Annotated in this window: 15 protein-coding genes; all 15 read left to right on the forward strand. The window is 51.4% G+C overall.

Annotated elements, in window-relative coordinates:
- The first annotated feature begins 1 nt into the window (after position 1).
- The 15 genes from ACX93W_RS22225 to ACX93W_RS22295 all read left to right on the forward strand — a co-directional run bounded on the left by ACX93W_RS22225 (position 2) and on the right by ACX93W_RS22295 (position 19,398).
- The gene (locus tag ACX93W_RS22225; protein WP_459394567.1) at positions 2 to 1,627 is read left to right on the forward strand and encodes a helix-turn-helix domain-containing protein; all 1,626 of its coding nucleotides are present in this window, start codon (positions 2 to 4) and stop codon (positions 1,625 to 1,627) included.
- A gap of 146 nt (positions 1,628 to 1,773) precedes the next feature.
- Positions 1,774 to 2,766, forward strand: coding sequence for an ABC transporter substrate-binding protein (locus ACX93W_RS22230; protein ID WP_459394568.1), 993 nt, complete (start codon positions 1,774 to 1,776; stop codon positions 2,764 to 2,766).
- Positions 2,767 to 3,103: 337 nt separating this feature from the next.
- Positions 3,104 to 3,925 (forward strand): sugar phosphate isomerase/epimerase family protein, encoded by an 822-nt coding sequence (locus tag ACX93W_RS22235; protein ID WP_459394569.1) that lies wholly within the window; start codon positions 3,104 to 3,106, stop codon positions 3,923 to 3,925.
- Between the two features lie 103 nt (positions 3,926 to 4,028).
- Entirely contained in the window at positions 4,029 to 5,603 is a 1,575-nt protein-coding gene (locus ACX93W_RS22240; protein WP_459394570.1) for an FAD-dependent oxidoreductase, read from the forward strand.
- Positions 5,604 to 5,770: 167 nt separating this feature from the next.
- Positions 5,771 to 6,835, forward strand: coding sequence for a Gfo/Idh/MocA family protein (locus tag ACX93W_RS22245; RefSeq protein ID WP_459394571.1), 1,065 nt, complete (start codon positions 5,771 to 5,773; stop codon positions 6,833 to 6,835).
- 15 nt (positions 6,836 to 6,850) lie between these two features.
- Complete coding sequence (locus ACX93W_RS22250; RefSeq protein ID WP_459394572.1) at positions 6,851 to 7,732, forward strand: sugar phosphate isomerase/epimerase family protein; 882 nt, start codon at positions 6,851 to 6,853, stop codon at positions 7,730 to 7,732.
- 32 nt (positions 7,733 to 7,764) lie between these two features.
- On the forward strand, positions 7,765 to 7,977 hold the full coding sequence (locus ACX93W_RS22255) for a hypothetical protein (protein WP_459394573.1): 213 nt from the start codon (positions 7,765 to 7,767) through the stop codon (positions 7,975 to 7,977).
- Between the two features lie 525 nt (positions 7,978 to 8,502).
- On the forward strand, positions 8,503 to 9,633 hold the full coding sequence (locus ACX93W_RS22260; RefSeq protein WP_459394574.1) for an SGNH/GDSL hydrolase family protein: 1,131 nt from the start codon (positions 8,503 to 8,505) through the stop codon (positions 9,631 to 9,633).
- Between the two features lie 8 nt (positions 9,634 to 9,641).
- Positions 9,642 to 9,893, forward strand: a complete 252-nt coding sequence (locus tag ACX93W_RS22265; protein WP_459394575.1) for a hypothetical protein — start codon at positions 9,642 to 9,644, stop codon at positions 9,891 to 9,893.
- A 42-nt stretch (positions 9,894 to 9,935) separates the two neighbouring features.
- Complete coding sequence (locus ACX93W_RS22270; protein ID WP_459394576.1) at positions 9,936 to 11,462, forward strand: extracellular solute-binding protein; 1,527 nt, start codon at positions 9,936 to 9,938, stop codon at positions 11,460 to 11,462.
- The gene (locus ACX93W_RS22275) at positions 11,423 to 13,336 is read left to right on the forward strand and encodes a cache domain-containing sensor histidine kinase (protein WP_459394577.1); all 1,914 of its coding nucleotides are present in this window, start codon (positions 11,423 to 11,425) and stop codon (positions 13,334 to 13,336) included. Before ACX93W_RS22270 ends, ACX93W_RS22275 begins: the two co-directional genes overlap by 40 nt.
- Positions 13,333 to 14,937, forward strand: coding sequence for a response regulator (locus ACX93W_RS22280; RefSeq protein ID WP_459394578.1), 1,605 nt, complete (start codon positions 13,333 to 13,335; stop codon positions 14,935 to 14,937). Before ACX93W_RS22275 ends, ACX93W_RS22280 begins: the two co-directional genes overlap by 4 nt.
- A gap of 980 nt (positions 14,938 to 15,917) precedes the next feature.
- A complete protein-coding gene (locus ACX93W_RS22285; RefSeq protein WP_459394579.1) occupies positions 15,918 to 16,874 on the forward strand; it encodes an ABC transporter permease in 957 nt (318 codons plus the stop codon).
- An 18-nt stretch (positions 16,875 to 16,892) separates the two neighbouring features.
- Positions 16,893 to 17,768, forward strand: a complete 876-nt coding sequence (locus tag ACX93W_RS22290) for a carbohydrate ABC transporter permease (protein ID WP_459394580.1) — start codon at positions 16,893 to 16,895, stop codon at positions 17,766 to 17,768.
- 127 nt (positions 17,769 to 17,895) lie between these two features.
- The gene (locus ACX93W_RS22295) at positions 17,896 to 19,398 is read left to right on the forward strand and encodes an extracellular solute-binding protein (RefSeq protein ID WP_459394581.1); all 1,503 of its coding nucleotides are present in this window, start codon (positions 17,896 to 17,898) and stop codon (positions 19,396 to 19,398) included.
- Positions 19,399 to 19,473: the final 75 nt, after the last annotated feature.

Raw genomic sequence — 19,473 nt, forward strand, 5'->3', positions numbered from 1 at the left:
TATGCATGTACCGGCAAGCTGGACGCCGATTGAGGATATTGTTTTTCGCTTGCGCAGCATGGACTATTGCCGGCTTGAGGCAGGAGAGTGCCGGAGCAGTCCCGGCAGGGATACAATGCGCCTGCTGCTTGTTGCGGCGGGGAGCGGCATTATTGAAAGCGGAGAACGCAGGCAATTGGCTGGCCGTGGAAGCTGGTTTCTGTGGATGGCGGGTGCTCCCCTTGGAATAGCCGCCCACGAGGGGGAAGGGCTGGCTTGTTACGATATAGCCTTTCATTTATTAAGAGATTCATCACGGGATGTTGAGCAGGTAGAGGTCAGTGATTCCGTGGCTGTAGAAGGAGAAGTCCCCTTTTACTGCGGTGAAGCTGTTGAAAGCGAATGGATGCCGATGGTCGACAAGGCCCGGCGGCTGTATTTGGTACGCGACGCAAGCGACGGTTTGGATGGCTTCAGGGGGCAAATGGTTTTTCAGGAATTGATGTACGAGTTCCTGCAGCATGTTTCCTTGCAGAGGAATGACAAAGCCGAAGAAGCTATTTGGTCGGTGGTCCGCTACATGGAGAGGCATTTTCAGAATACGTTGACGCGAGATCGCCTTGCAAAAATGTCGGGTTTGAACAAGGAGTATTTTTCCAAACTGTTCAAAAAGGTAACGGGCAAAACGCCAAAGGCGTATTTAACTGATATCCGGATTAATAACGCCAAGCGGGAGCTGCTGCGCGGCCATATTGCCATTAGCGATATTGCCGCGCATGTTGGCTTCGAGGAGGGGTATTACTTTAGCCGGAAATTCAAGCAGACGGTTGGCATGGCTCCAACTGAATATGCAGCCAGACAAAAAAACAAGGTTGCATGTCTCTTTTTTCCATATATCGATCATCTGCTTGCACTGGGGATTACGCCTTATGCAGCGATGATTCCACGGTCGCATCCGTTAGCCCGGCTTGTTGCATCTTCTATTACATTGGGTGAGGATGAGACGGAATTCAGTAGCCGGGCCGCGGAAACCTTGGCCGTTGCCGAGCCGGAGATGATTCTTTGCAGCAATTACATAAATCCTCAGCAAGAAGATATGCTGAGCCGAATCGCGCCAACAGTACCTGTTGTCTGGAATCAGGATTGGCGCCCGGCGCTAAGCGAAATTGCAGCGCTGTTAGGGCGGCAGCGGGAGGCGAAAAGTGCGCTTGCGGCATATGAGCAGCGATGCAGCGAAGCGGGTGCAAGCTTGCGCAGGAAGCTGGGAGAGCAGACGGTAGCGCTGGTGCGGTTTCATCATAAGGAAATAAGGCTTTATGGCGGTCCTGCGCGAGGTTATACAGGTCCCGTTTTATATGGGGAGTTGGGGCTGAATGCTCCTGATTTCATTAAGGATGGGCTATGGGACGTCGGCACGGCAGGCATTTCGCTGGATGAATTAGCGCAGCTTGATGCCGATCATCTATTGCTTGTTACCGATCCCGATGCAGAAAGTCATGCTAATAATGTGCTTAACGCTCCGCAATGGAACAAGCTGAGAGCGGTGCAAAGCGGCAACGTGCATCAGGCAGGTTATTTTGTCTGGATGAGCTGCGGCATTACGATGAACAATTTGAAGGTGGACGAGTTAGTGGCTTTTTTGGGCTGAAACATTGGGGCGGGGGAGGCCGGTCACAAAAGTGCAAGGAAAACACAAAAGTACAAGGCAAAGATCCGCTTTTGTCCTAGCCTGTCGGTGAGTGAGAGGATATAATTGATAATGTTTCTCATTAAAGACAGGAGTGGATTGGCACAATGCATAATTATCGACATTATTGGGGGTTAGTCTTGCTGGCGTTAATGCTGGTGCTGGCAGGCTGCGCAAGCGGCGAAGAGACAAAAAACGGGGCAAAGCCGACTGACGAAGCTTCGACTCAACAGCCTCAGGAAGACGCGGCTCAGGAAAGCGCCGAAGGTGCTGACGGACAAACGCGAAAGGTGACGGACGAGATAGGTCATGAGCTGGACATACCGGCAAATCCCGAGCGGATTATCGGCATTTATTTGGAGGATGAGTTAACGGCGCTTGGCGTAACGCCGCTAAGACAATCGCGAATCGGCGATTGGAGCGGCCAAGGTTATCTTCAGCTAGATATGCCCGATATTGACATACAGGGAGATGTAGAGGCCTATGTAGAAGCACAGCCCGACCTTATCCTGACCAATGTTTACGATGAAAAAACGTATGATACGTTGGCAAAGGTAGCGCCCTTCTACGCGTTTAAAGATGCCAGGGCAAACTGGAGAATGACAATCCGGTCATTGGGCGAATTGCTGGATAAATCCGCTAAAGCGGAAGAGGTTATTGTCAATTACGATCAAAAAGTGGCAGAAGCCAGCGCAAAAATCAAGGCGGCAATCGGAGACGAGACGGTAGCTATACTTCGAGTGCATACCAGCTCGCTCCGCTTATACGGCGGCCCGGGATACGCGGGCCCGGTATTGTATGGCGAACTGGGTCTGGAGCCTGCCCAAGCAGTCAAAGACTACGTTTTAGACAAAGGGCAGGGCGTGGCCGGCATTTCAATGGAGGTCATTCCCGAATTGACTGCAGACCATATCTTTTTGACAATGGATACCGGAGCCGACCAGCAATATAAGGAACTGACGGAGAGTCCCTTGTGGAAGGAGCTTCCCGCTGTAAAAAACGGAAAGGTTTACGAGGTTAACTTTGAAACCTGGATGAAAAGCGGTCCGATTGCGGACGGCATGAAAATAGACGATGTTGTGCAGGCATTAGTGAACTGAAGGAATTACAGGTAAGAAAATCGCAGGTTCCAGGGATGAAGTTACCCTGAACCTGCGATTTTTTTGTTGCCGGAGGTCAGGAAAGCTGCCAAGCAATTGATGAATGCCCCTTGGGAACTGACGAGAACTTTGCTCATCTTTTATTTCGAAAAAAAGCAATCGCTTCCATTTTTAATGGTGTGATGATAAATAACCTAACATGTTATAAATAGGACGATAATCGCATCAAGTTACCAAAAATGGTCATCGGTCTACCCTATCTCTGCAGGAACCCGGCTTTTACAATGGGGGTAAGCAACAAAGAGGGGCCATAACAGAGTATGGAGGGATTTGCAGAATGAAGCTGTCGCTTAGCATGTGGAGCATGCACAGAACCGTAAGGGAAAAGGGATGGTCGGTGCTGGATTTTCTGTCTTTTTGCAAGGATGAGGGGATTAAGGACGTTGAACTTCTGAACGTGTTCTGGAAGGACGTGCAGGATGAGCTGCCAAAGGTGCTGGCGTTTGCGGCGGATCATGAAATCACGGTATCCAGCTATGCGGTGGCCAATGATTTCGTTAAGGCAACCGCCGAGGAACGGGCAGGAGCGTTAAAGGAAATTACGGATGCCTACCCTATAGCCAAAGCACTCGGCACAGGCATCATTCGCGTATTTTCAGGCAATTTGACCGGCGTGGCTACCTATGAGGAAGCGTTGGACTGGATTGTGGATGGGTTGAAGGAAGCTGCAATCGGCGCCGAAAAAGAAGGACTGGTGCTTTGTCTGGAAAATCACGGCAAGCTTGCGGGAAGCGGCGAACAAGTCAAAACCATCATTGACCGTGTGGGCTCCCCATCGCTGCGCTCCACCTTCGATACGGGCAATTTCCTGCTTGTGGACGAACATCCTGCTGCTGCTCTCGATACGTTGTTACCCGATGTAGCGCATGTGCATTTCAAGGATTTTGTGCTTTGTGACGATGGGCGCTACAAGTCTCTGGGAGGCAAAGCTTATGAAGGCGTCAGCCTGGGGCAAGGGGAAGTGGAGCTTGGGAAAATCGTGAACAAACTGACGAGCAACGGTTATCGCGGCGCGTTTGTTCTTGAATACGAAGGTGTGGGCAGCGAGGCGGAGGGGATACGCCGCAGCTACGACTATTTTGCGACCATTATAAATTAATAAAGAAAACCAACAGCAGGCAAACGTGTGGAAGGTTTGGGAGAAACCAACTTGAATGAACCTTTCATACTGGGGGCCAAACCGGCTGTAAAAGGAGATTAAAATGGACACTGTTGCCAAAGCCGACATTGTTGTTGTCGGAGGCAGTACCGGAGGCGTTGCGGCGGCGCTTGCTGCCGCCAAGTCGGGGAAACGCGTCATTCTGACGGAAGAAACGGAATGGATCGGCGGCCAGTTGACCAGCCAAGCGGTTCCCCCGGATGAACATCCCTGGATCGAATCCTTCGGCTGCACCCGCAGCTATCGAAAATTCCGCGAGGAGATAAGGGCATTCTACCGGGACGGATTTCCGCTAACCGTCGAAGCACGGGGGAACGAAAGGCTCAACCCGGGCGGCGGAACGGTAAGCCGGCTGTGCCATGAGCCGCGCGCGGCGCTGGCCGTGCTGGAGTCTATGCTTGCGCCTTACGTGCATAACGGTTTGTTGACCATCCTGCGCCGCCATGTTCCGGTAAGCGCGAAAACGCAGGAAGACAGCATTAGCTCGGTAACGGTCAAAAGTCTGGATAGCGGAAACAGATTGACGCTAAAGGCTCCCTTTTTTCTGGATGCGACCGAATGCGGCGACCTGCTTCCGCTGGCCGGCGTGGAATACGTGACGGGAGCGGAGTCCAGGCAAGAGACCGGCGAGCCTCATGCGGTGGAAGGAGAGGCGCTGCCGCAGGATATGCAGGGCTTTACGTATTGCTTTGCCATCGATTATTTGGAAAACGAGGATCATACCATTCCGAAACCGGAGCAATACGAGTACTGGAAGCAATACAAGGCGGAGTTTTGGCCGGACCGGCTGCTTAGCTGGACTGGAGTGAAACCGGCTACGATGCAGCCTGTGCAATATGGGCTATTTCCGGGCGAAGGAAGGTTTTCGCTGTTCAAATACCGCCAGATCGCCGAGGCTGACCATTTCCAGCAAGGCTTCTATCGCAGTTCCATTTCACTCGTCAACTGGCCGCAAAATGATTATTGGCTAGGCTCGATTATCGACGTGGAGCCGGAGAAGCGGGAGGAGCATCTGAAGGCGGCGAAGCAGCTTAGCCTGTCGCTGCTGTATTGGATGCAGACCGAAGCGCCGCGTCCGGATGGAGGCAAGGGGTATCCAGGCTTGCGGCTGCGCCACGATGTAGTTGGCACAGAGGATGGCCTCGCCATGTATCCCTATATCCGGGAGTCGCGGCGCATCAAAGCGGAATTTACAGTGTTGGAGCAGCATGTGGCAACGGATTGCCGTCCCGACGGACGAGCCGAAGCTTTCGCCGATTCCGTAGGTATCGGCTGCTACCGAATCGACCTGCATCCCAGCACTACGAACCGTCCTTATATCGACATCTCTTCGCTTCCGTTCCAAATTCCGCTTGGCAGCTTGATTCCGGTGAGGGTCAACAATCTTCTTGCGGCTTGTAAAAATATCGGCGTCACCCATATTACGAACGGGTGCTACCGGCTTCATCCGGTGGAGTGGAATATCGGCGAGGCCGCCGGTTATTGCGCCAGCTTTTGCGTTGACCGTGGCTTGACTCCAAGCCAGGTCCGCTCCGGAGAAACGGAGCTGGCGGATTATCAGAGGCTGCTTGCCGCCGAGGGGATCGAACTGGAGTGGCCCACGCTAAGGCCTGTGTAAATCAGATATAAAAACGCCATTCACGCGGCTACCTGTCTGACTGCGGCTGCAACTCTTTAGTTGAACGTATCTAAATTGTTGAACGTATCTAAAATTGATGAACGTATCTAAATTGTTGAACGTGCCTAAACGGATAGATCTATTCCAAACAACGAGGTGAACCAGTTATGAGTCAACCTATCAGAATCGGCGTCATCGGGGCCGGCTCTATATCAGAAATGCATTTTGGCTCCTACAGCAAAAACAAGGACGCGGTGCTTGCGGCGGTATGCGATCTGAAGGAAGAACGCGCCAAAGCAAAAGCAGAAAAATACGATATTCCCCATGTATATACCGATTATCATGAGCTGCTTGCGAACCCGGATATCGACGCTGTCAGCATCTGTACCTGGAATAATTCCCATGCCGAGATCAGCATTGTAGCGCTGAAAGCCGGCAAACATGTGTTGTGCGAAAAGCCGCTTAGCAAAACAGTTGAAGAAGCGCTGGCCGTGGAACGGGCGGTCAAGGAATCCGGCAAAACGCTTCAGGTCGGTTTTGTCCGCCGTTATGCCTCGAATACGCGTATTGTCAAAGCATTTATGGACAACGGGGAAATCGGGCCAGTCTATTATGCCAAAGCTTCGTGCATCCGCAAGCTGGGCAATCCCGGCGGATGGTTTGCCGACGTGGAGCGCTCCGGCGGCGGCCCGCTGATCGATATCGGCGTGCACGTCATTGATCTGTGCTGGTACCTGATGGGCAAACCCAAGCTTAAATCCATCAGCGGAAATGTGTATAACCGTCTGGGCAACCGCTCCAATGTCAAAAATCTGAAGTTTTACAAGGCAGCCGACTACGATGCCGCGCTCAATACGGTCGAGGATATGGCCAACGCGTTGATCCGCTTCGAGAACGGAGCATCCTTGCTGGTCGATGTCAGCTTTACGCTGCATGCCAAAAAAGACGAGTTGACCGTCAAGCTATACGGAGAAAAAGGCGGCGTCGAGCTGGAGCCGGAACTGACCTTGATTACGGAGAAACATGATACTATTTTGAACAGCACGCCGCAAATCGACAATTTGTCTTTTGAATTTGTCCAAGGCTTTCAGGATGAAATTGATTATTTCGTGGAAGTGTGCCAAGGTCGCAAGGAAACCATCAGCCCGGTGCAAGACGGCGTAGAAATTATGAAAATACTGTGCGGCGTCTACGAATCGGCGGCGCTGGGCAAGGAAATTCATTTTGACTAGAGGGGCTGTGACGATATGTCGGTGAAAATTGCAAATCCCATCGGCGTCATTGTGGACAGCTATGGCGTCGGCGTGCGGGAAGGCTTGAAAAAGGCAAAGGAAGCCGGCGCGGATGGCGTACAAATTTATGCGGTTTCCGGCGAAATGGACCCCGCTGCTCTAGGGGCAGCCGAGCGCAGGGAGCTTAAGACTTATATTGCCTCGCTTGGTTTGGAAATCAGCGCATTATGCGGCGATTTGGGCGGACATGGCTTCCAGGATCGGGCGGCCAACCGAGAAAAGATAGAAAAGTCCAAGCGGATATTGGATTTGGCGCTGGATATGGGAACCAATATTGTTACGACCCATATCGGCATTGTGCCAGATGACAAGGACGGCGAGGTATACGCCGCCATGCAGGAGGCTTGCCGCGAGCTGAATGAATATGCAAGCAGCATGAAGGCGTATTTCGCTATCGAGACGGGGCCGGAGAAGGCAGAGCATCTAAAAGGATTTTTGGATACACTGGGAGGGCGGGGCGTATCCGTAAATTTTGATCCCGCCAATATGGTTATGGTGACCGGCGATGATCCTGTAGTAGGCGTTAAGCTGCTGGGGGATTATGTGGTTCATACTCATGTGAAGGACGGCGTGCGCATGAAGAGGGTTGACCCCAGGATGGTATATGGGGCGCTTGGGTACGAGCCGATGGATCATGCCAAAATTGCGGAGATGGTAAGCTCGGGCGAATTTTTCCGGGAGTTGCCGCTTGGCGAAGGACACGTTCCTTTTGATCAATACTTTACGGCGTTAAAGGAAATTGGCTATAATGGCTATCTAACGATCGAACGCGAAGTCGGAGCGCGGCCAGAAGCCGATATTGCCCAGGCAGTGCGATTTATCAAGAGTTACAGATAGAGTATGAGACAAATTGGAAGAACAGAGCAGGTTTGAAGAACAAAGCAAGTTGGAAGAATAGAGCAGGTTTGAAGAACAAAGCAAGTTGGAAGAATAGAGCAGGTTTGAAGAACAAAGCAAGTTGGAAGAATAGAGCAGGTTTGAAGAACAAAGCAGGTTGGAAGAATAGAGGAAGTTTGAAGAACAAAGCAAGTTGGAAGAATAGAGCAGGTTCGAAAACAAACAAATTAGACGAACAAAGCTAATTCGTAGTCCGAGGCGATCTGGAAGCAGGTGTCCTACGCTAGTGGATATACGCAGCCTGCATAGCCTGCCGGTCATGAATGACCGTTAGAGCCCCAAATGGCTGGATTCCGATTGAGTAACGGTCATCCATGTCCTTTAGCCCTCAAATATGGCGAAAATAGGGTGGGAAATGGCTTTTAATGGACACCGATGTCCGTTAAAAATTGATTTCCCGAAAAAAGTAGCTTCTAATGGTCATAGATGACCGTAATAGTGGGGGAGCCAACTTTGTCTTTTTTAAGGGCTCTTTTAAAGGGCTCTTTTAAAGCCTCTTTTAAAGTTGATGCTTGCCTATTGTCAACCGAACGGAACAAAGGAATCTCGTGAGTAGGAACTTACGAGATTTCACTTCACTATTAATGAAACCGCTTTATTAAATGTTATTTAATGTGTCATTAAAGTGTTGAATCTATGAAAACAACGTAAACACTCTCAAAAGTCACTTATTATGTTATTATATGTAACATATAAATAGGGGGATTTTCATGAATGGCGAGCAAACGGAAGGCTTGGAACTTTATGATCGACACATGGCCGTACGCCGCACGAATGAAGACTCCAAAGAGGAAGGCGGGCTGATCTGGCATGATCCAGGCGCGGAGCCGTTTCGGCTATCGGGTTTTCCGTGGTTTTCGGATGACCGGCTGTACCGCCGTTTGCCTCGTTATCCGTCGGAGAGGCTTCCGGACGCAGTAGACTGGCTGGCGGATTGCACGGCTGGAGGTCAAATCGCATTTGTGACAGACTCCGAGGAAATCCATATCCGGGCCGAGCTGAAGGAAGGGGCAAGCATGTACCATATGGCGCCCAGCGGCCAATGCGGCTTTGATTGCTACGTAGGAGAGCCTGGGAGGCGGCTGCATGTCGGAACAGCCTCCTTTACCCCGGGCGAATCAAAGTATGCTTCTTTGTTGTTCCGCAATAAGGAACGTCGGCGGCACATGGTCACCATTCATTTTCCGTTGTATCAGGGTGTTGTCGAAGCTGCCGTTGGATTAAGCTCCACCGCCGGCCTTGAACCGCCGTTGCCGTACGACAGCGATGGGAAAGTTATTGTTTACGGCACATCCATTACGCAAGGCGGCTGCGCGTCGCGCCCCGGGATGGCCTATCCTGCCCAGCTTGCGCGCGGGATCAATCTGGAGTTTGTCAATTTGGGGTTTTCCGGCAGCGGTAAGGGGGAACCCGAGATGGCAAGAGTGATCGCCGATATCCATGATCCGGCTGCGCTTGTGCTGGATTATGAGGCGAATTGCGGCGGAATTGAAATGCTTGCAGCGACTTTGCCGTCTTTTATAGCCATTTACCGCAAAAGGCATCCTCATGTCCCTATCTTGCTCATTTCCCGGATAACGCCGCCGTCGGCGGATATGGACGAAGAACTTGCAGAAAGCCTGCGAGAGCGTCGAAACTATCAATGGAAGCTTGTGGAGGAGCTGAATCAAAAAGGAGATAGGCTAATCCGCTTTTTAGACGGAGGAGAATTGCTTGGAGCGCGCTTCGGCGACAGCACAGTTGATGGCATTCACCCTACCGATCTGGGCTTCGCCTCCATGGCGGAGGGCATCCTGCCGGTTCTGCGCGGCTGTTTGGAATCGGCCCCGGAAAACAGCTAGTAGCAAGAATGGTTGCAGCATTTTTAGCAAGAATAGCAGGATTAACGAAGATAGCAGAGGTAGCAAGAATAGCAGGATTAACGAAGATAGCAGAGGTAGCAAGAGTAGCAGGATTAACGAAGATAGCAGAGGTAGCAAGAATAGCAGGATTAACGAAGATAGCAGAGGTAGCAAGAATAGCAGGATTAACAAAGATAGCAGAGATAGCCAGAATAACGAGGATAAAAAGAAGAGCAAGGATTGCCGCTTGTCGCAGCTGATGGCGTTTTTGAGACATTTTCGTGAGATACGGAGGGGGAGCTATGGAACGCAACAGATGGACTTTTACAATGGTAGTGCTGTTCCTTGCGTTGGTGATGGTGCCTTTGGCGGCGGGCTGCAGCGGGGCGGAGGAGCCTGGCGGTACGGCGCCGACTGCCCAAAGCCGTATTGCGATTTCCATGGTGATTAATGATCTCGGCATGACGTTCCCGGACGGCATGGATGAAAACGACAATCCTTACGTGAGTTATATAGAAGAGCGGACCGGTCTTGACTTGAGGGTCAGCGTTCCGCCGCAAGAGGTGTACGAGGAGAAGCTTAACGTCATTATGGCGTCCGGCAAGCTGCCCGATTTGATTCACAGCTTTAACCCGGTCTGGTTTGACGAATATGCCCAAAAAGGCGCCTTTTTGCCCTTGGACGACTACATCGAACGATACGGGCAGGATCTGCTGTCGCTTATTCCGGAGGAAGCCTGGGATAGGGTACGCTACAATGGCAAAATCTACGGCATTCCCAGCTTGACGGATGTGCCCGGCATCGAGCTGATGTATGTGCGGAAGGATTGGCTGGACAATTTGGGGCTGGAGCCGCCAGAAACGCTGGAGGAGTATTATGAGGTCATTCGCGCTTTTGCCAAGGATGATCCCGACCGCAACGGGCTGAACGATACGATGGGTTTGATTCTTCTGGAAGATATGGGGCGGACCGCGCCTTTTTTTGGCGCTTTCGGGGTTCAGTTGAATTCCTGGGTGGAGCGAGACGGCAAGCTGGCGAACGGCAGCACGCTGCCCGAAACGAAGGAGGCGTTGGCGTTCCTGGCAAAGCTGTACCGGGAAGGATTGATTGATCCGGAATTTCCCCTGAATCGAAACAACGTTTTTTTGGAGAAAATAGAGAGTGGCCAAGTCGGGATGTTCTCCGCGACCTGGTACGATACGCGTGGGCCAATCGCCCTTAACAAAAACAAGGACCCCAAGGCAGAATGGATTCCTCTGCCTTATCCCGTTGGGCCGGATGGCCAAAGCGGTGTTTACAGCAAGGATATTATCCGCGGCTACAATGTGGTTCCCGTCGGTACGGACTATGGGGCAGAAGTGGTGAAGCTGCTTAATTTTATTGTGGGAGAAGGACGAGAAACGTTGAAGCTTGGATTCCAGGGCGATATATGGTCGATCGAGGACGGAGTGATGGTTACTGATTTCGCCGAGCACGACAAACATCTGTATCGGGGAATCTATCAATCGCTAGTCGATGTTCTGGACCCCGTCATGAACAAGGCGAGATTGGATTCGCTAGGCGATTTTCATTTGTTCGAAAACTTGCAAATCATCGAGAAAAATTTGATCCATAACGAGTTTTATGGCACTCCGACACCTGCAATGAGTAAGTATGCCGGACATCTGGAGGAGCTGGAAGGTATTTTTACGCAAATGGTTATGGGAATTGTGCCTCTGGACGAGTTCGACGCCTTTGTGGAACGATGGTACAACGAAGGGGGCGCGGAGGTTACGGCGGAGGTAAATCAATGGCGGGAAGCCCGCCTACGCGACGCAGGGGAGAGATGACGATGAGCAATCCTGCGATTTGGCTGAGAGATCTATTTGCCCGAAAAATCCAGTTTCGGTTAACCTGTTATTTTCTGCTGATTCTGTTGCCGCTTGTTGTGGTAAGCTTGTTTGCCGTGGATCGCTCCCGAATCATCTTGCACGACCAGGCCGTGGAGCGTTCCGAGACGGTGCTGAACTCAGCCATGGACTATATTGATTTGACTTTGCAAAATGTGGAGGAGATTTCGACGCTAATTGCGACCGATCCTTTGTTCATCAAATTGCTCGCGGATAACGGAGCCGATCTGTCGCCCCAATCGATCGTCGATTTCTCGCAGCTGCTGAAACAGCTGTCCAATGTCAACTCCATTAATCATATCGTATCGCAAATTTCACTCTACCATCAGCCCTCCCATATGATGATTTCAACTCATTACGGAGGGAGGCGGCTGAACAATGCCGAGCAGCAGCAATGGCTGGAGAACACTGCAATTACAAGCGGGACGGAAATATCCTACCTTCTGGCTGAAGAGACCATCGCGGGCAGCGGAACCTTCGGAGGCCTTATTAATACAGACAGTGTGTCGCTCCTGCGAACAATGGATCTCTATAACAATAACCGCAGGGCGGATGTTGTTATTATTACACTGGACAAAAGCAGGCTGACCAAACTGATGAAGTCGCTTCTGCCTTCCACGTCGGCGGCCATTTATCTGCACACCGATACCGGCAAGCTGATCGCAGGCACAGGCGGGCCGGATAATGGAGCGTTGCCGACTGGAGAAGGGCTGGCGATTTCAGAGTTTCCTCCTTCAAGCGACGCGGAAATGACGGTATCCATCGATTCGGAATATTCCAAGTGGCGGCTGACGCTGATCCAGCCCAAAAAGGAGCTTTACGCCAAAACGGATCAGCTCAAGCTGTATACGGTCGGCATTATTTTTGTCAGCGTGCTGCTGGCGCTTGGCATTTCATGGGTGGTCTACATCGGCATTGTCTCGCCGGTGGACAAGTTGTTCAAAGGGATGAAGCGGCTCGGGACGGGAAATATGAGCATTCAGCTGGAGAACAAGAGACAGGACGAACTGGGGTATTTGACGGAAGCGTTTAACCGGATGGTGGTGGATCAGCGAAGACTGATTCAGGAGCATTACGAGCAGCAGCTGCGGCTTGCCAAGACGGAACTGCAATTTCTGCAAACTCAAATTAACCCTCATTTCCTATACAACACGCTGGACTCTATCAACTGGACGGCCAAAAATTACGAGGCGGATGAAATCAGCGAAATGGTGCTTAATTTGTCGCGGTTTTTCAGGCTGAGCCTGAACAAGGGCAAAGATGTATTTACCATCGATGAAAGCTTGTCGCATTTGCATTATTATATCCGGATTCAGCAAATTCGCTTTCTGGACAGCTTCGAGGTGGAATACGACATCCACGAGGAAAGCCGGAGCGTGCCCATTCTGAAGCTGCTGCTACAGCCGCTGGTGGAGAACGCGATCATCCATGGCATGGAGGGGAAAATAGAAGGCGGAAAATTAACCATTTCCAGTTGGATCCACGAGGGCAAGACGGTTTGTGTTTCGGTCCGGGACAACGGCCCGGGGATCGAGCCCGAACGTGTTGCCTACATACGGCAGGAGCTGGATCGTCTGGCGCAAAGGGAAGAACATCTCTTTTTGCCGGAGGATGAAGAGACGGGGGATTTATTCGGCCTGCGCAATGTGATGACGCGCATCAAGCTTTATTACGGCAAGGAAGCGGGGCTGACAATCCAAAGCGTCAAAGGGGAAGGGGCCACCGCAATGATTTCGCTGCCGCTGGATCAATGCAAGGAAAGTTTTCGCCTGCCGATAAACCACACGCTGGTCAAAGGGGAGAGATCCGCATGAATTTAATGATTGTTGAGGACGAGTTGCGTCTTAGGCTGGGATTGGCCAACAACATCCCTTGGGAGGAGCATGGCATCGAGGTGGTTGGCCTTGCCGCCAACGGGGTTGAGGCGCTTGCGCTGGCGGAGCGGAAACGCCCGGATATTATGCTGATAGATGTGCAAATGCCGGAGATGGACGGGTTGACGCTGGTTCGCCTGCTCAGGGAGAGGCAGGGCAATGGCGATTTGTTCAAGCTGATCATTTTGAGCGGACACGATAATTTCAGCTTTGCTCAAGATGCGATGGCGCACGGCGTGTCCAAATATTTATTAAAGCCTGCGGCGGAGGAGGAAATCCTGGGCGCGGTGCTGGAGGCGGCGAGCCAGCTCCGCAAGGAGCTGGAGGATTGGAGGGAGCAGGCGGAGCTTCGGGTCAAATGGCGGGAGCATCTGCCCCATCTGCAAAGCGGCTTTATTTCGCAATGGGCTTCAGGCGTCTACAGCGGACGCCAGGTGCTGGACAAATGCGGCGACTACCATATTGCGCTGACAGAGCGGGACCGGATCGCCGTTGCCGTGCTGGACATTGACCCCATGCCCCAGGAGAACGGGCGCTTTAAGCCGGAGGACGCCCCGATGTGGCATTTTTCGCTGCAATGTCTGGCGAAGGAAATGCTGCCGGCCTCTTGCTGGGTTTGCCCGGATCATCAGGGATACACGCTGCTTGTATTCGTGCTGCCGCAGGAGGAAGCGGCGGGAGACGGCGCATTGCGCGTGCAAACCTCCGTCGTGCAGCTGCTGTCGCGGACGAGGGAGGCGCTTGGCCTTACCGCCAGCGCGGGCATTTGCGCGGCCGCTGGCGGCATTGAAGAGATGAGCTCGCTTTATGCCGAGGCATGTCGCGCCTTGCAGGAGCGGATCGTGTATGGCAGCGACATCGCGATTCCTTACCGCGAGCTGAGTCAAAAGGAGCAGGGCGTACAGGTGCAGCAAGGGCTGGAGAAGGCGCTCGAAATCGCGCTGGAAACAGCGGATGAAGCAAGTGCTTTGGCGGCGTTGCAAGGACTGTGGGATAAAAGCCTGGAGCCTGCCGATACGGCTGATGAAGTGCACGAAGCGGTGCTCTATTTGAGCAGCCTGTATATCCGGATGATTCAGAAGCAGGGCTGGCGGATCAAAAGCGTGGCGGAGGAGGATATGGCCTACTTTCAGAATATCCGGCAGCTGGCCACCAAGGAGCAAATCCACGCTTGGCTGGCGCGCCTGACGGGCCGGTTTTGCGCGTACCTTCAGCGTCAGCGAAAAACAACGAGCAACGGCATGGTGCGCTCTATTTTGTCCATCGTCAATGAGGAGATCGAGCAGGATATTACGCTGCATACCGTGGCGGATCGGCTTTTTGTCAATTCCTCTTACCTGAGTCGGCTGTTCAAGCAGGAAACGGGAGTTCCGTTCTCGACGTACGTGCTGGAGAGAAAGATGGAGCGTGCCAAAAACATCCTCCAGGACGGAGGAAAAGTTTACGATGCCGCACGCCTAGTCGGTTACCGCGATGTCAGTTATTTTACGAAGGTTTTTCGCAAATATTGGGGTGTCAATCCTGGCGGGGTGAAGGCTTGAGCCGCTGAAGTTGTTGGTGGGGGCGCTCATTAACGAGAGCAGCCAACAGTGTGTCATAGCAATAACAAGGGGCTTTCCAAAAAGTCGGTTACGGACTGCGGGACAAGGACTTTCCGCTTGACGAATTCGGCTTGTAAACGCTAAGCGGCGCCTTTGTGGAGTGCCCGGTGCCTTTGGGGAATGCCAGGGCGAGAAGTTCCGCAAGCCAGTCCCACGTTACGGTAATTCCTAACGTTATGGACATCCATGACCGTTAAAGCCCTGGTTTGACGCAATGCCCATTTTTAACGGTCATTCATGACCGTAAAAGCTTATTTTTGTCCCCAAAACGCGACTTTTGAGCGTCTAAAGGAAACGGGTGACCGTTAGCTGAAGCCAATGCCTCCATTTGGGGCCCTAGCGGTCATCGGTGACCGCTAGACGGGCAAAAGATAGCTGTCGAGGTCCATTTTGAAAGGCGCTCATGATAAGATTGAGCCCTATTTTTAGTTGGAAAATGGAAAATGGAAAATGCGGACAAAAAAACTAGACCTCAGGATATCCTTTCCTGTCCGTTCCTCTACGCTGAATCGTTATTCGATCCACTTGATTTTTTGGACAGCCCAAACGAAGCTGTGAAGTTGGAACCATTGTGGGGAGAGCGGCGAATTTTTTTGAAGGGAGAACTGGCATGAGGCCTTAAAAAAGGCATCCAGAGGCTGCCGCTCGGATGCTTGGGTGAATCGGAAGCAGTTAAACTGTTCATGAATAACGCTAATCATGTGTTACTATATGTTACACAAACATAACACGTGAATCGTATACATAGATATTCGCACAAATTGACCAACGCTTTCATTTTTTGGAAGCGTTTTTTCGTGTTTTCTTTTGTGAGAAAAACAAACATCAAAGTACCATAAATAGTAATGACTCTACCCTACCAACCCCAAGCGATGGATACTACAATTTTGTGTAGAAAGCATCAAACAAGGGGGAATACGATGAAAAGCGCGATGGCAACACTGGATACGCCCCGGGCCAAACGCCATTATTTTTCGCGGCTTGCCGCCGATGTCAGACGGGATTGGGATTTGTACATTTTGCTTGTTCCCGGTATTTTGTTTCTGCTGCTGTTCAAATACGCGCCTATGTACGGCATTACCATCGCCTTTAAGGATTTCAACATTTTTGACGGGTACGGCGCAAGCCCGTGGGTTGGCTGGAAGCATTTCACCAAGCTGTTCAGCTCCCCCGACTTTCTTCACGTTTTTAAAAATACGGTTATCCTTAGCTTTCTGAAAATCGGGATTCTGTTTCCTCTGCCGATTCTTATCGCTCTGCTGCTGAACGAACTGCGGCGCATGGTCTTTAAACGAACGGTGCAAACGATTATTTATTTGCCGCATTTTCTCTCCTGGGTTATCGTCAGCGGCCTGTTCATCGATCTGTTGTCCAGCAATGGAGGGCTCGTCAACAAAGCGCTGGTCATGATGGGGCTGGAGCCGATTGCATTTTTTATGGACAACAGCGTTTTTCGCAGCGTTCTGATTACTTCTGCGGGCTGGAAGGAAACCGGCTGGAGCACCATTGTTTATCTGGCCGCCTTCGCCACGATTGATCCTGGCTTGTACGAAGCGGCGAAAATCGACGGGGCGGGACGATTAAAGCAGCTTTGGCATATTACGCTGCCGGGTATCGCGCCAATCATTCTGCTTATGTTTATTTTGCGGCTGGGCAGCATTCTGGAGGCGGGTACGGAGCAGATTCTGGTTATGTACAACCCTACCGTCTACAAGGTGGCGGACGTCATAGGCACCTATGTGTACCGAATGGGCCTCGGCAATCAGGATTACAGCTTTACGACCGCGGTGGGAGTATTCGAATCCGTCATTTCATTTACGCTTGTGCTTACGGGCAACGCTCTGAGCCGGAAATACTTGCAGCGGGGTATCTGGTAACGGAAGGGAGAAGAAGGCATGCCATTAAAAACGACATTTTCTGAAAAGCTGTTTAACTTCTGCAACTATTTGTTTTTCGTGCTGGTGGGTCTGACGACGCTGCTGCCGTTTCTCAATCTGATCGCCAAATCATTTAGCAGCGAAGCGGCGGTCATTTCAGGCAAGGTGAATCTGCTCCCGGTCGGGTTTCAGACGGGAACGTACATGTACGTTCTGAAGGACGCCATGTTTCTGAATTCCCTGAAAAACTCCGTCATACTGGCGATTGTCGGCACGGCTCTGGGGCTGTTTCTGACCACCATTACCGCTTATCCCCTGTCCCGCATTCAGCTGCGCGGCAGAAAGTGGTTTCTGCTGATCTTCATTTTTACGATGCTGTTCAGCGGCGGCCTGATTCCCACCTACCTGCTTATGCACAATCTGGGTCTGGTCAACCAATTCCCGGTATTGTTCCTGCCGGCGGCTATCAACGTTTTTAATATGCTGATTATAAAAAATTACTTTGAAGGACTGCCGGACAGTCTGGAGGAATCCGCCAAGCTGGATGGCGCAAGCAATATCCGCATTTTGTTTTCGATCATATTGCCGCTGTCTCTTCCTGTGTTGGCGACGATCGCGCTGTTTTTTGCGGTAGCTTTCTGGAACGACTATTTTACGGCGATGATCTACATTACCAACCATGACATCAAGCCAATGCAGCTGTTCCTTAAGGAATTGCTGGTGTCGTCGAGCAGCGAGTTTCTGAAGGACAATGTGGACGCCGCGCTAAACACGACGCCGCAATCGATTCAGGCAGCATCCATTCTGCTTGCCACATTGCCCATCCTGCTCGTTTATCCGTTTCTGCAAAAGTATTTTGTGAAAGGTGTGCTTGTGGGGTCCGTAAAGGGATAAAGGGAATGGCCATGAAGGGCGGTGATGCGGTCGGCTTGTCGGGACAGACGGGTGAATGCTATACAGATGAACAATAAAAACAAGCAATGTCAGAGCAATTTATAACACAAATTCGGGAGGGTTCTGTATGAAAAAAGGTTCTTGGTTAGCTATTGTTATTGCGTTTGCTCTTGCGCTTAGCGCTTGCGGCGGAGGAAATTCCGAAAACCCGGGTTCAAGCGAGAAGCCTGCCAAATCAGCGGGAAACGGTGAAGCAGAAGGCGCGAAGCCCAATCTTACGATGTTGATGCAGTACAGCTTGTTCGATCCCAATACGGACCCGGTAGCGAAAAATATAGAGGATGCCACCGGCTACAAAGTAACCTACGAAATGCTGCCTGCGGAAAATGCCGACGAAAAGCTGAATCTGATGGTGGCGAACAAGCAGAACTTCGATGTGATGAAGCTGGGCGCCGCCCAATTCTACAAGCTGGCGACGGCCGGCGCGCTTGAGCCGCTCGACGAGCTCATTGAAAGCCAAGGCCCCAACATTAAAGCAGCCATTAAAGAAGATTCCTGGAAAAGCGTAACGATCGACGGTAAGATTTATGCTATTCCAGAAACGGGCTCCGGTGTCAGCGTAGGCGAAGAATTGGTTGTGCGCCAGGACTGGATGGATGAGCTGGGCCTCCAACACCCGACTACGCCGGATGAACTGTACGAGGTGCTTAAGGCGATTAAAGCGGGCAAAAATGTTATTCCGCTTACAGGAACAAAAGATTCCATTTACGGTGATATTGCTGCTGCCTTCGGCGTGCTGAACGAATGGAATGATGTGGACGGAACGCTTGTGCACAAAGCGGAGCTTCCGCAAATGAAGGAATTTCTGGTTTACATGAACAAGCTGTATAGCGAAGGTCTTCTGGATTCGGAAATGCCGCTTAACACAAGCGCCAAAGCGATCGAGAAGTTTTCCAGCGGCAATGCGGCGATGTTTAAGCTGGCTTGGTGGAGCGCGTCCAGCGCGGAAGCCGCGCTTAAGAAAAACTTTCCGGAAGCAGAGATCGGCATTATTCCTTATTTAGTAGGCAAAGACGGCAAGTCGTCCATCGGCGTCAATCTGGCGACGACCTGGTTTATCGCGGTGCCTAAAGATTCCAAGCTGAAGGAAGACGCAATCAAGCTGATCGATGCGAAGCTGGAGAAAGATAACTTTATCAAGCTGGCGATTGGCGAAGAGGGCGTGCATCATGAAGTGAAGGACGGCAAATATTATCCGATTTTGCCTAAATTCAATGATGATTTGACGAACGCCAGCTCCTACATGACCGGCGTTAACGAATACGATTATCCGACGTATTGGCAAGCTCGCGTGCGCAAGGACCCTGTTCTTCAGAGCTATTACGAGGCATTCCAGGAAAATGCGGCCAAGGGCAATATTATCGTCGATCCGATGTCCATTGCTCCTCCAATCGACGCAGTATCCAGAAATAAGCAAAAGCTGACCAAGCTGCTGGATGATTCCGTCCTGATGTTTATCGCAGGGCAGCCCATTAACGAATATGATGCTTTCCTCGCCCAATGGAGAGCGGAAGGCGGTTCTGAATCCGTCCAACAAGCCAACGAATGGTACAAATCGATTTCGAAATAACGGCTCATTGGGAACCAAACAATGGATGTAAAGGCAAGACAAGAGACGGGAAGGAAAAGGGTAGCCGTGGTGCGC

The organism is Paenibacillus sp. CAU 1782 (genome assembly GCF_054551715.1).

What these genes read in the sequence shown, in the direction of transcription:
- ACX93W_RS22290 (WP_459394580.1), top strand. Translation starts at nt 16,893, where the DNA reads ATGCCATTAAAAACGACATTTTCTGAAAAGCTGTTTAACTTCTGCAAC.
- ACX93W_RS22225 (WP_459394567.1), top strand. Translation starts at nt 2, where the DNA reads ATGCATGTACCGGCAAGCTGGACGCCGATTGAGGATATTGTTTTTCGC.
- ACX93W_RS22245 (WP_459394571.1), top strand. Translation starts at nt 5,771, where the DNA reads ATGAGTCAACCTATCAGAATCGGCGTCATCGGGGCCGGCTCTATATCA.
- ACX93W_RS22240 (WP_459394570.1), top strand. Translation starts at nt 4,029, where the DNA reads ATGGACACTGTTGCCAAAGCCGACATTGTTGTTGTCGGAGGCAGTACC.
- ACX93W_RS22280 (WP_459394578.1), top strand. Translation starts at nt 13,333, where the DNA reads ATGAATTTAATGATTGTTGAGGACGAGTTGCGTCTTAGGCTGGGATTG.
- ACX93W_RS22295 (WP_459394581.1), top strand. Translation starts at nt 17,896, where the DNA reads ATGAAAAAAGGTTCTTGGTTAGCTATTGTTATTGCGTTTGCTCTTGCG.
- ACX93W_RS22275 (WP_459394577.1), top strand. Translation starts at nt 11,423, where the DNA reads ATGGCGGGAAGCCCGCCTACGCGACGCAGGGGAGAGATGACGATGAGC.
- ACX93W_RS22230 (WP_459394568.1), top strand. Translation starts at nt 1,774, where the DNA reads ATGCATAATTATCGACATTATTGGGGGTTAGTCTTGCTGGCGTTAATG.
- ACX93W_RS22235 (WP_459394569.1), top strand. Translation starts at nt 3,104, where the DNA reads ATGAAGCTGTCGCTTAGCATGTGGAGCATGCACAGAACCGTAAGGGAA.
- ACX93W_RS22250 (WP_459394572.1), top strand. Translation starts at nt 6,851, where the DNA reads ATGTCGGTGAAAATTGCAAATCCCATCGGCGTCATTGTGGACAGCTAT.
- ACX93W_RS22260 (WP_459394574.1), top strand. Translation starts at nt 8,503, where the DNA reads ATGAATGGCGAGCAAACGGAAGGCTTGGAACTTTATGATCGACACATG.
- ACX93W_RS22265 (WP_459394575.1), top strand. Translation starts at nt 9,642, where the DNA reads ATGGTTGCAGCATTTTTAGCAAGAATAGCAGGATTAACGAAGATAGCA.
- ACX93W_RS22270 (WP_459394576.1), top strand. Translation starts at nt 9,936, where the DNA reads ATGGAACGCAACAGATGGACTTTTACAATGGTAGTGCTGTTCCTTGCG.
- ACX93W_RS22285 (WP_459394579.1), top strand. Translation starts at nt 15,918, where the DNA reads ATGAAAAGCGCGATGGCAACACTGGATACGCCCCGGGCCAAACGCCAT.